At 64.3% G+C, this 12,039-nt stretch carries 11 protein-coding genes; 5 read left to right on the forward strand and 6 right to left on the reverse strand.

Annotated elements, in window-relative coordinates; genetic code table 11:
* Positions 1 to 357: hypothetical protein (locus QCE83_RS15390; RefSeq protein WP_309812317.1), on the forward strand; the 357-nt coding region annotated here is incomplete at its 5' end.
* Between the two features lie 348 nt (positions 358 to 705).
* On the opposite strand, the gene andAa is transcribed toward QCE83_RS15390, so the two are convergent.
* The 4 genes from andAa to andAc are packed head-to-tail and all read right to left on the reverse strand — an operon-like array spanning position 706 to position 4,016.
* The gene (gene andAa / locus QCE83_RS15395; protein WP_309812319.1) at positions 706 to 1,923 is read right to left on the reverse strand and encodes an anthranilate 1,2-dioxygenase system ferredoxin--NAD(+) reductase; all 1,218 of its coding nucleotides are present in this window, start codon (positions 1,921 to 1,923) and stop codon (positions 706 to 708) included.
* Entirely contained in the window at positions 1,913 to 2,236 is a 324-nt protein-coding gene (andAb, locus tag QCE83_RS15400) for an anthranilate 1,2-dioxygenase ferredoxin subunit AndAb (RefSeq protein ID WP_309815371.1), read from the reverse strand. The genes andAa and andAb overlap by 11 nt, the downstream gene beginning before the upstream one ends.
* Positions 2,237 to 2,246: 10 nt before the next feature.
* Positions 2,247 to 2,720, reverse strand: a complete 474-nt coding sequence (gene andAd / locus QCE83_RS15405) for an anthranilate 1,2-dioxygenase small subunit AndAd (protein ID WP_309812322.1) — start codon at positions 2,718 to 2,720, stop codon at positions 2,247 to 2,249.
* A gap of 24 nt (positions 2,721 to 2,744) precedes the next feature.
* A complete protein-coding gene (gene andAc, locus QCE83_RS15410) occupies positions 2,745 to 4,016 on the reverse strand; it encodes an anthranilate 1,2-dioxygenase large subunit AndAc (RefSeq protein WP_309812324.1) in 1,272 nt (423 codons plus the stop codon).
* Between the two features lie 149 nt (positions 4,017 to 4,165).
* Here andAc and andR point away from each other — a divergent pair, with 149 nt between their 5' ends.
* The 4 genes from andR to QCE83_RS15430 all read left to right on the forward strand — a co-directional run bounded on the left by andR (position 4,166) and on the right by QCE83_RS15430 (position 10,291).
* The gene (gene andR / locus QCE83_RS15415; protein WP_309812326.1) at positions 4,166 to 5,140 is read left to right on the forward strand and encodes an anthranilate 1,2-dioxygenase regulatory protein AndR; all 975 of its coding nucleotides are present in this window, start codon (positions 4,166 to 4,168) and stop codon (positions 5,138 to 5,140) included.
* Positions 5,141 to 5,252: 112 nt separating this feature from the next.
* On the forward strand, positions 5,253 to 7,385 hold the full coding sequence (locus QCE83_RS15420) for a hydantoinase/oxoprolinase family protein (RefSeq protein WP_309812327.1): 2,133 nt from the start codon (positions 5,253 to 5,255) through the stop codon (positions 7,383 to 7,385).
* Between the two features lie 5 nt (positions 7,386 to 7,390).
* A complete protein-coding gene (locus tag QCE83_RS15425) occupies positions 7,391 to 9,097 on the forward strand; it encodes a hydantoinase B/oxoprolinase family protein (RefSeq protein ID WP_309812329.1) in 1,707 nt (568 codons plus the stop codon).
* Between the two features lie 36 nt (positions 9,098 to 9,133).
* Positions 9,134 to 10,291 (forward strand): AraC family transcriptional regulator, encoded by a 1,158-nt coding sequence (locus QCE83_RS15430; RefSeq protein WP_309812331.1) that lies wholly within the window; start codon positions 9,134 to 9,136, stop codon positions 10,289 to 10,291.
* Between the two features lie 9 nt (positions 10,292 to 10,300).
* Here QCE83_RS15430 and QCE83_RS15435 read toward each other — a convergent pair whose 3' ends face one another.
* Both QCE83_RS15435 and QCE83_RS15440 read right to left on the reverse strand, forming a co-directional pair.
* On the reverse strand, positions 10,301 to 11,197 hold the full coding sequence (locus tag QCE83_RS15435) for an oxidoreductase (RefSeq protein WP_309812333.1): 897 nt from the start codon (positions 11,195 to 11,197) through the stop codon (positions 10,301 to 10,303).
* Between the two features lie 192 nt (positions 11,198 to 11,389).
* Positions 11,390 to 11,884: a hypothetical protein gene (locus QCE83_RS15440; RefSeq protein ID WP_309812335.1), complete on the reverse strand. Its 495-nt coding sequence runs from the start codon at positions 11,882 to 11,884 to the stop codon at positions 11,390 to 11,392.
* Between the last annotated feature and the right edge of the window lie 155 nt (positions 11,885 to 12,039).

Raw genomic sequence — 12,039 nt, forward strand, 5'->3', positions numbered from 1 at the left:
AAAGTCACCAAAGAAAGCAGCTTTCTTCCCGCCCAAGGACCACCAAGCGGCGCGACACAGAAACACCTCACTGGCTCGGCAGTAGAGAGTGCCCTCACAGGCCACACCGGGCTTGGATCGCGGACCCACTGCCACAACGCGCCGTTCAACAAACAGGTGCAGCCCCTCAAAGCGCCGGCCCAGCGCTACGCGCTGCCGAAGGGTATGCAAGGGAAACCAACGGAAGGTTTGCGCGGTGACACGGACGCGTTAGTCGAGACGGATGAGTCAGCAAACAAGCACCGGCAGACCCGAATGACCGGACGGCGGCGCGAAGCGCTGCGCCGGAGCTTTGAGGGGCTGTACCAGTTTGTTTGAAGGCGCGGTTGCACAGTGGGTCCGCGATCCAAGCCCGGTGTGGCCTGTGAGGGCACTCTCTACTGCCGAGCCAGTGAGGTGTTTCTGTGTCGCGCCGCTTGGTGGTCCTTGGGCGGGAAGAAAGCTGCTTTCTTTGGTGACTTTCTTTGCAGCCGCAAAGAAAGTTACCCCCGCCCCGGGGAGGGGCAGTGCTAATACACCGACGCGACCACAGGAAGTCCATCGAAGCGCAAGCAAGCAGAGACAACGTCCACGCGAAGGCTTAGAGCGAAGAACCCCGCCCCGGGGAGGGGCAGTGCTAATACACCGACGTGAATACGGGAAGTCCATAGAAGCGCAGGCGGCCCATTAAAGCAATGACCGCAGCGTCACCGAGCTATCCGCGAGCTTCGCGGCATCAAGCGCCTTGCCGCTATTCAAAAGCCGCTTGTACACCGCCATATCGCGTCCCGCATTAACAGTCACAGCACCCGCAAGGCGAGACTCACCATCGAGAGCAAAGAGCGAGAAGGCACCTGTCGTCAGGTCCCCGCGCAGCACACGCCGGTGTGCATGATCCAACACCCCGAGCATCTGCACGTTGCAGTCATACTGATCCGACCAAAGCCAGGGAATCTCCGCATAAGGAGAATTACCCCCGAGCATATTGCCCGCCGCCACCGCTGGCTGATTCTCGGCGACTTGCCACGACTCCACCCGAACATGGCGCATCAACAGTGGATTAAAGTGCGACGTCACCTCACCCGCCGCAAAGACGAACGGATCCAATGTGCGGCATTGCGCATCAACTACAACGCCATCTGCCGTTTCAAGACCCGCTTCTTGCGCCAGATCTACATTCGGCAAGACGCCAATGCCCACCACTACGACATCGGCTTCAACCGGACCATGCTGCGTATCAACGATATATCCGCCGCCATTCCTTCGAATAGCCAGGACCGAGGTTCCAACGCGCACATCCACGCCACGCGCCCGATGCAACGCCTGCATATATTCACCAATCTCCGCAGGCATCGAACGATGCAGAACACGCGGCGCAGCTTCGATCACCATAGTCTCGCACCCGCGCGTGCGTGCTGAAGCAGCCACTTCGAGCCCGATGAACCCACCGCCCAGCACCACTACACGCTTTCCCGGCAGCAACGCCGCGCGCAATCTGCGGGCATCCGCAACGGTACGCACATAGTGCAACACGACACCTTCATCAACCGGCCCGGGAAACGCCCTCACCCGCGAACCCGTCGCGATCAACAGACGGTCATAGGCAAGCGCGGCGCCATCCGCCAGCAATACCCGGCGCCCGGCCCGATCAATAGCATCGACCCGCATGCCGAGCCTGAGCTCGATCCGCTGCGCCGCATACCACGCGGCATCGCGAATGAAGGCGCGCGCCTCGCCGTCCGCGTTTGTCAACGCGTCCTTCGACAGCAACGGACGGTCATACGGCAACGCGTCCTCGGCGCCGATCATCACGATACGCACATCCGCATCCAGCAAACGCAAGGTCTCGGCCGCGCGGCGCCCTGCGTGCCCCGCGCCAACGATCACGCAAGTGTCATTCGACATGAATCTGCACCTGGCCATCGACGATGCGGATCGGATACGCCCGCACCGCTTCCGTCACCGGCGCACAGCGCGGCGCCCCCGTGCGAATATCGAACAGCCCCTGATGCAACGGACATTCAACACACCCGTCCTCCACGAACCCATCCGACAGACGAGCATGGCCATGCGTACACAGGTCATGCAGCGCGAACAATTCGTCGCCGAGACGAAACACCGCAACAGGCTTCTCTCCCGCCACAATGGCCATCGGCTCGCCTTCCGTGAAGTCATCGAGCGCGCCGAGATACTGCCAGCCATCCACGAGGGCATTCAGGACGATCGCCTCAAATGGGCGTAGCGAGCAGCGTTTGCACACGCGAGGTGTCGTACACGACGCGCGTCCGTTGATAACGCAGCCCATCCGGCGTGCGCACCACACGGTCGTAGTACTTGCCCGCCTGGTACACGTCGGACTCGCCGTTGGTGCGCGTCTGCACGACCACGTAATTGCTCTCCGTCTCGATCACGCCATCCTTCTCCGCGATCACCGCAAGCCCCGACGTCATATGCCGGTAGCTGTGCTCCTCGAAAATGTTCGCGTGACGCAGCGACACCACGCGGTCGCGCAGCATCTTCCGGTTCGTGCAATGAATAATCCCGATGGGCAAGCCCATGTCGGCGTTCTCCTTCGGCACGATCTCATACACGCAGTCTTCGGTGAACAGCGCGGGCCACGCTTCGAGACGATCGTTGTCGAGCGTATTGATGTACTGGTTCTGAAGCATGCTCAGCTCGAACCACAGTTGCATGTCGGTCATAGTTCGGTTCTCGTGCGCGGTAAGTCAATAACCCATCAGCTTTTGATAACCCACCCAGAACTTGCGGATCAGGCTTTCGGTGATGACCGTGTCCTGCTGGTCGGGATTGGCGCGCGACATCTCGATCACCGAGGTCGCTTCGCCATCGCGCACGGTGCCACGCTGCACGAGTTCTGTCGCTTCCGTGTCTTCCATCGAGATATATCCCGCCGGACCCACCAGATTCGCCTGCTTGATGCGCAGCGCGCGCAACTCGGGCGTGTCGTCCGCGTAGCCGAAGAAATGGAAGATCAGCTCGAAGTTGTTGGGTCCCTTCGGCAACAGCTGACGCGCGACCAGCGTGTTGTGGATCTGCTGGATGACGAGCTGCGGAAAGATCGGCTGGATATGGTTGGTCGTGTCTTCCTCGTATTCGGAGACGAGGCCGAGGATGGAGTCGTCTTCGAGCGCAAAGCCCTCGTCGAAGGAACGGATGTTCTGCTGCTTGTAGGCGCCCGACGTATCCTCGCCCGTCTTCGTCACGGTGATGATGCTGTGCAGGCCGTGCGTTGCATCCGGGATCGAGCGCGCCTTCATGCCCACTCGGAAGATGTTGAACGTCGTGTGGAACAGATGCAGCATGCTCGCGTGATACGGGTCCTTCACGTTCTCGAAGTAGAGCTTCCAATTGGACTTCGAGTACTGGCGCGTGCAGCCAAGATATTCCACCGGCTTGTGAAAGATGCGGTCGATCCACGGTCGCATCTCATTGCCGAGATACTCGGGAAGCGGTCCCACCGTCTCGCTGAAGGTCGCGAAGACAAGCCCCTTGTAGCTGTCCACGCGCAGTTTGCGCAGGCTGTGCTGCTTCGGGTCGAACTCGGCGGGCATGCCGCTCATGCCTTTCTGGCCGCGTCGGAAAGGCACGCCGAGCAGGTTGCCGGCGTTGTCGAAACTCCATTGGTGATACACGCAGGTATGCGAGGTCGCATTGCCGCGCGCCTTGCGGCACACCGACGCGCCGCGGTGCGCGCAGCGGTTCACCCACGCGGCCAGCGAGCCGTCCTCGGCGCGCGTCACAACTACTGGCGTATCGCCGACGAACGTGCTCTTGAAGTCACCCGCGTTCGGCACTTCGGCTTCGAGGCCGAGAAAATTCCAGGTCGGCCCGCGATAAATGCGCTCCTGCTCGCGATCGTAAACGGCTTGCGAGCTGAACACCTTGTAGGGCACGCGCGATCCGTCATCGTGCGGAAAGACGACCGCGTCTGCGTCGAGCGGCTCCATGCGGCGAAGTGGCGTTTCGACCGTATCCATCGTGTATTTCTCCAGTTGTGGGGCGTCGTCCTGTCCGCGGACGGTACAGCGGGATTTTTGGAGAGCCACAATGGCGGGTCTATCCACCAAAAACGCGGCATGCGCCGGTTTATCCAGATTCGGCAGTTTTCGCTGACGGAGTCGTCATCGTGTCGCCACTGAACTTCAGCCCCTGCGCTTTACGCAATTACCGCCTGTTCGAGTCGACTAATCTCGATGAAACGCGCGAGTCCATCTCCCGCGTGATGCAGCCGCATGCACTGCGTCCATGGGGCGCGCACGAAGGCCCCGCGCACATGGACTTCGTGAAGGTCGGCGGGCTGGGTCTGGGCACCATTGCGTTCGGCGCCGAGATGGAAGTCGATGTCGAAGCCGTGGACGGCTACTACCTCCTGATGTTCTGTCTCGCGGGCCGCGCCCATGCCCGCACGCGCGACGTCACGCTTCAGGTGGATCGCAATAACGGCATCCTGTGTCGTCCGGGTCATTCGTTCGAGGCGCGCCTGTCGAGCGAGTGCGAGCAGTTCGTGCTGCGCATCGACGCGCAGAGCTTCGCCTCCGTGCTCGGCGACGAACCGCGCACGATTCCGGCGCATGTCTCGCTGGATAGTCCCGCGCTGCGCGGATGGATGGAGCAGTTGCGCACGCTCACCGGCTCGCCGGAACTGTTGGAAAGCGCGCGCACGAATCAGCGGGTTGCGTCGCATATGGAGTTCCTGCTGATCGAATTATTGTCTTCCGCTCATGCTTGTACGACGGAGCGCGAAGCGTCGGCCGCCATGCCCCGGCGCAGTGGGAGCGCGCCCGCCTATGTGCGCCGAGCGATGGACTTCGTGCGTGCCCACTGTGCGCAGGCGCTGCAATTGCAGGACATCGCGGACGCGGCCGGCGTGTCGTCGCGCACGTTGCGCGATGGCTTCCGGCAGAGTCGCGGCCTAAGCCCGATGCAGTTCGTCCGCGAAGCGCGCATGGAACGCGCTCGCGAAGCGTTGCTGGCGGCGGGGTCGGAGGTGCGTGTCGCGGATATCGCGCTGGAATGCGGCTTCTTTCATCTGGGCCGCTTTTCGGTGGGCTATGCGCGCATTTTTGGCGAGTCGCCTTCGGAAACACTGCGGCGCCGCTGACGAGAACCAAAAGCGAAGGACAGAGTTCCGCTATCGAATACGGCCATCGCACGATGTCCGTATCGTTCAGGTTCCAGGTGCAAAGCGCGCCTGTCACCTTGCTCCATAGCTCATGAACTCAACCGTTGCATCCGGCGCGCATGCGTCGAAGCCGCGACTGGGCATCGATATCGGCGGCACTTTTACCGACTTCGTGCTCGAGGCGGGCGATCTCCGTCACACCCACAAGCGCCTGACTACACCCGACGCGCCCGAGCACGCAGTGCTCGAAGGCGTGCAGCAGTTGTTGCGCGAGACCGGGGTTGCGGCGGATACGCTCGGCGCGATCGTGCATGGCACCACGCTCGCTACCAATGCCGTGATCGAAAGGCGCGGCGCGCGCACGGCATTGCTGACCACCGAAGGCTTCCGCGATGTCATCGAGACCGGCTTTGAGGCGCGCGCGGATCACTACGATCTGCGCGTGCGTCAACCCGCGCCGCTGATTCCACGCGATCTGCGCTTCACCGTCAGCGGGCGTCTGAGCGCGCAAGGCGACGAACTCGAACCGCTCGATCTCGCTGCACTCGATGGCATCGCCGCGCAACTCGAAGCCCGCGAGATCGAAAGTCTCGCCATCGGCTTCATGCACAGCTATCGCAATCCGCGCCACGAGATTGCAGCGGCGCACTGGCTTGCCGCGCGGATGCCGCGGCTCTCGATCAGTCTGTCGTCGGACGTGTCGCCGGAAGTGCGCGAGTTCGAGCGCTTCTCAACCACGGCGGTCAACGCCTATGTGCGCCCGCTGATGGCCTCGTATCTCACGCGCCTCGTCGATGCCTTGCACGCGCTGTCGATCGACGCGCCGCTCCTGCTGATGTCTTCCGATGGCAGTCTCTGCGACATCGATACAGCCTGCCGTCTGCCGGTGCGTCTGCTCGAATCGGGCCCGGCGGGTGGGGCGCTGCTGGCTGCACATCTCAGCGAGGTGCTCGGTTTGCCGAAGGTGCTGTCGCTGGATATCGGCGGGACCACGGCGAAGCTGTGCTTCATCGACGACGGCCGTCCGCACATGTCGCGCTCGCTCGAAGTCGCGCGTCTGTATCGCTTCAAGCCGGGCAGCGGCATTCCGCTGCGGATTCCAGTGGTGGAACTGTGCGAGATCGGCGCGGGCGGCGGTTCGATTGCCCGCGTGGACGCGCTCGGGCGCGTGCAGGTCGGTCCGGCGAGCGCGGGGTCGGCGCCCGGCCCCGCGTGCTACGGACTCGGTGGCCGGCGCGCCACGCTCACGGACGCCCACATGAGCGCCGGGCGTCTGGATCCGGCGTACTTCGCGGCCGGCACGCTGACGCTGGACGCGCAGGCCGCGCGCGAGGCGATCGATACCGACATCGCCGTCCCGCTTCAGATCGATACCGATGCCGCCGCCTATGCCGTCGCGGAACTGGCCGACGAAGCGATGGCCTGCGCGGCGCGAGAACATGCGATCGAACTCGGCAAGTCAGTCGAGGGCCGCACGCTGATTGCGTTCGGCGGCTCCGCGCCCTTGCATGCGGCGCGTCTTGCGGACAAGCTCGGCATTGATCACGTTGTGATTCCGGCGGGTGCAGGCGTCGGCTCGGCGCATGGCTTCCTGCTTGCGCCAGTTGCGTTCGATGCGGTGCGCAGCCGCTTCGCGCCGCTCGCGCAACTCGATCCGCACGCGGTGAACACGCTGCTCGATACGCTCGAGACCGAAGCGGCGGCTATCGTCGGACGCGTGGTGTCGCGCGAGACATGCAGCATGGAGGCGACGGCCTTCATGCGTTATCGCGGGCAAGGTCATGAATTGCAGATCACGCTGCCGGCCGCGCGTCTCGCCAGCGATGCAGTGGCCATGTTGCGGGATCGCTTTGAAGAGGTCTATCGCGCGCGCTTCGGACGGCTCGTGCCGCGTGCGGCGATCGAAACGCTTGGCTGGAGTGTCCGGGTCAGCGCCCCGCAACGAGCCGCGGTGACGCATGCGCAGTCTGACCAGGACGTCGAGACACCCACGCAAACCACGGCAGGCACGGAGCGTACCGTGCTCGACCAGTCGAGGCGCGCTCACGTCGCGGCGCGCTTCCATCGCCGCGACACGCTGGCAAAGGGCGCTGCCGTGAGCGGTCCCGCCGTGATCGTCGATCGCGAAACGACGGTCGTCGTGCCGCCCGATTTCGTCGCCCGTATCGATGCGGCAGGCCATCTGCTGCTCGAACGCCGCACTGCCAGAACCTGCATGCAATAAACATTATGCAAAATCACCATCACGACGCATCGACCCCGCTCGATCCGATCCGCCTGCAGATGATCTGGAACCGTCTGATTGCCGTTGTCGAGGAACAGGCGCGTCTCCTGATGCGCACCGCGTTCAGCCCAACAGTGCGCGAGGCAGGCGATCTCTCCGCAGGCGTCTTCGATGCGCGCGCGCGGCTCGTTGCGCAAGCCGTCACCGGCACGCCCGGCCATGTCAATTCGATGGCGGCCGCCGTGGGCCATTTCCTCGACGTGTTCCCGCTCGCGAGCATGCGTTCCGGCGATCACTTCATTACCAACGATCCCTGGCTTGCATCTGGGCATCTGCACGACGTGACCGTGGTGTCGCCGGTGTTCCGTGGCGAACGTGTGATCGCGTTTTTTGCATGCACGTGTCACCAGGTGGATATCGGCGGGATCGGGCAGGGGCCGGACGGGCGCTCGGTGTACGAAGAGGGCTTGTGCATTCCGCGCCTGCCGCTGGTGCGCGCCGGCGTGATCAACGCGGACCTGATCGAGATCATTCGCGCCAATGTGCGCACGCCGGATGAAGTGGAAGGCGACATCCTCTCTTACGCCGGCGCGAACGAGGCAAGCGGCGCGCGGCTCGTCGCGATGCTCGACGAGTTCGGCGAAGAGGACATGGTGCGTGTGTCCGACGCCATCATCGACCGTTCGCGCGCCGCCATGCAGCAGGCCATCGCGGCGCTGCCGGAAGGGCGCTATCCGTATGCGATGCGCATCGACGGCTTCGACACGCCAGTGGATCTCGCCGCCACGCTCGAAGTAGCGAACGGCCGCGTGAGCGTGGACTTCGCGGGAACCTCGCCCGCGAGCCATCGCGGCATCAACGTGGTGCTCAACTACACGCGCGCGTATGCGGCGTTCGGCGTGCGCGCCGCCGTCGCGCCTGAAGTCCCGAACAACGCCGGCTCGCTCGAACCGCTCGACATCAGCGCGCCCGAGGGTTCGATCCTCAATGTGCAGCGGCCCTGGCCGGTGTGCGCGCGCCACATCATCGGACAGTTTCTTCCTGATGTCGTGTTCGGTGCGCTCGCCGGCGTGCTGCCGGAGCGGGTGCCTGCCGAAGGGGCGTCGTGTGTCTGGGGCGCGCAGTTGCGCGGCGGCGCAGCGGCGTGGATGGCGGCGGGCGAGGCCTTGCCTGATTCGTCGTCGGCGCAGCAGCCGCGCGCGTTCGAAACGCTGTTCTTCAACAGCGGCGGCGCAGGCGCGCGTACCGGCGACGACGGCATGTCGGGCACGGCGTTCCCGAGCGGCGTGCGTGCGATTGCATGCGAGATCGTCGAATCGCTCTATCCGGTGGTGATCTGGCGCAAGGAATTGCGGCCTGACAGCGGCGGCCCGGGTCGCTGGCGCGGCGGACTCGGGCAACGGCTGGAGATTGCATCGGTCGATGGCGCGCCGTTTCAGTTCTTCGGCATGTACGACCGCATCGTGCATGCGGCGCGCGGCCGCGACGGCGGTGGTTCAGGTGCGCCGGGCGCCGTGACCCTCGATGACGGCACGCCGCTCGCCGCAATGGGCCTGCAAACCGTGCCGCGCGGACGGCGCTTGTGCCTGGACCTGCCGGGCGGCGCGGGCATAGGCGCGGTACGCGAGCGTTCCCGCGAACAGGTTGCGGAAGATGTCCGGCTCGGCTACGTCAGCGAGGCGTGCGCCGCGCAGGCATATGGCTTGGGTTGAGAGCGGAATATTGGCGGGATGGAAGCCGTCGCTAGAATGGACGCAGTGTTTCCGACGATGGAGCCGCGCCGCGCGGTGGCAGTCATGGATCGAGCTTCAACTTCCAGCAGCGCTTCCGCAGAAGCGCCATCGCTGATCGTCAGTGACGAACGGCGCGCTGGTTTGTTTCGCACCGCGCTCGCCCACGCGGGCGCGCCGCTGACCGAAGCCTACCGGCGTCTGCGCGACGATCCGCGTTGCGTCGAAGCGCGGGCATTGGGTCTGTACGGACGGATCGTCGAAGTGCCCGGCGACGGCGAAGAGGGCGCGTGGAAGATGATCTCGATCCGCGACGAGATTTACGTCGCGGTGTCCGATTGCTGCTACGCGCACGCGCGCACTGAGCCCGTGCCGCCCGAGGGCTTGATCGAATTCCACTATCTCGTGACCGGGACGGCGAGCGTCGGCGTGGACGATGCCGATGACGTGCAGGTCGAGGCGCCGAACTTCGTCATCTGTTACCAGGGCAAAGAGCTGCGTTATCAGATCACATGCCCCGAAGGCCCGCGCCGCGCGCTCGCGCTGTATGTCGCGCCTGCGTGCTTCGGGCGCGTGCTCGACGCGCTGGGCGGCGAAGGCGAGGTCATCCGCGCGCGTCTGGCCGCTGTGCAGCCCGATGAACTGTATCACCGGCGGATGCGTCTCACGCTGGACGCCGTGCAGGCTATCGAGCGGCTGCTCACGAGTCCGCACCGAGGAGCGCGCGACCTGCTGTTCGTCGAGGCGAAATGCATCGAGATCCTGTATGCGAGCGTCGGTGTGTGGATCGACGGCTTGCAGAGCGATGCGCCCGACGAGATCCTCTCGTCCCGCGACCTGATGCTGATGGAGCACGCCCGCGCGATGATCGACGCGGACCTCAAGCGCACCATGACGATTCCCGATCTGGCGCGCGCCGTGGGCACGAACTCGTCCAAGCTGAAGCGCGGCTTCAAGTTCCTGCATGGCGTGACCGTGTTCGACTACAGCCTGCGGCGGCGGATGCAGGAAGCGCTGCGTCTGCTGGTCGACGAACGGCAGTCCGTGGGGGAGGTGGCGGCGGCGGTCGGTTATCAGCATCCGACCAGCTTCACGACCTCGTTCCGCGACTTCTATGGCTTCGCGCCCAAGGATGCGCGGCAGTTGCGGGGCGCGCAGCGGCCGCACTCACGTTGAGCATCGCGCTCAACCCGGCCCGTCGCTGGCCGCAGCCAGCAGCGGCACCACAAAATCGCTGATCGGTGTCGCAATGCCGTGCGCGCGGCCACGGCGCTGCACCACACCGTTGCGGCAATCCCATTCGAGCGGGCGGCCCGCTTGCCGGTCGGCGAGGATCGACGTGCCCAGGTCGGCCGGCGAGCGGCGAAAGCCATCGACGATTTCCTGCGCCACTTCATCGCCCAGCGTCGCGCCTTCGGCGCGCGCTACTGCAAGACATTCCTTCGCATAGGCGAGCGCCAGAGCGGCGATGTCGTCACGGGCAAACATGCCGGCGCGGCGGCCGCTCAGCACCATCAGGCCCGCGACTGCATTCAGCAACAGCTTGCGCCATGCAACGGAGGCGAAGTCCTCGGCGATGTCGGCGCGGCAGCGCGTGCCGTGCATCGCGTCGATCACGAGGCGGCTTTCGGGCAGGTCCGGCAAGGTGAGACGCGCTTCGCGGCGCAGCCATACCGAGGCGTCCGGTTCGCGTTGCGCGGGAAACCAGACGACCGAAGGCAGCACCGGATTGCCCGACAGATACGGCGCAAAGAGCTGCTTCTGTTCGACGCCGTTCTGCAGCACGCAGACCACGGTCCTGTCATTGCACAGGACGGAGAGCCAGGGCGCTGCGGCATCGATCTGCGTCGACTTGACGGCGACGAATACCAGGTCGTAAGTGTCCGTGATCTCTTGCGGACGGGTCCGCACCGGTCCCGGCACGATGATGCGCTCGTCTTCGAAGCGCAACTCCAGTTGCGGAAGCGCGGTGCGGCCGCACAGGGTGGGCGTGCGGCCGGTCTCATGCAACGCGGCGGCGACGGTGGTGCCGATCGCCCCCGGGCCGATCAGGGCGATTTTCATGGTGTCACGCTGAGTCATCGTGTGCAGGCGTCCCTTGTCTGGTTGCCGGGCAGGGTCCCGGGCGTCAGAACGCGAGGGTAGCGCAAGTTGCGGCAAGTTGCTTCAGGCTGCTGCGGGACGCAGAGCTTGCATGCTTGCTGTAAGCGACGTCACGGCGTGATGCACGAGCGGACACCGCACCGGCTCCGAAGCCGGCGAGGACCGCCTCGCTCAAGGAATGCGATAGCTTCCGGTCTTCTTGCCGACGTAGTTGTACGTGCCTTTGTCGGAGGGCAAGGCGAGGACTTGCTGCCAGTCGAACTGGCCTTCTATGCCCTTGTACTTGCCCGTGCCGAACACGAGCGTGCCCTTGCCGTTGGTCGAGCCGCCCTGGTAGCTAAAGGTCTCGACAAACTTGTCGCCGTCCTTGTCCGCATACACGCAGAAACCGGTTGCCTTGCCGGCGCTGAAGCCGGTTTCGACGCAACGCGCAGTGACGTTCTGCATCAAGGGCGAGCGGGTATTGTTCGTCATCAGAAGCGTGGATTCGAAGAGATACACCGCGTCATCGCCGCTGATGCCGATGTTCCTGACATCCGTGCCGGCGGCCGTGTAAGTGGCTTCGATGTTGCCTTGCTTGGGGAGCGTCTGCGCCCGGGCGGCAGAGGCCGCCGATGCAGCGGCAATCAGGACGAACAGGGAGCAGGCAAGGCGATGCGTTGACATGCTGGAGCGGACCATGAGTCACCTCCGCAAGTAAGGATTGGCAACTTGCACGGTGCGGACACGGGCGAGGTGTTGTTCTATTCAGGTGCCTTCCGGACAAGGCTTGCAAATAGCTTTATAGAAGCTGGAATCCGAAAGGTCTAGTGCTTCTTTGA

The sequence above is a fragment of the Caballeronia sp. LZ034LL genome (genome assembly GCF_031451215.1).
Lineage (GTDB): Bacteria > Pseudomonadota > Gammaproteobacteria > Burkholderiales > Burkholderiaceae > Caballeronia.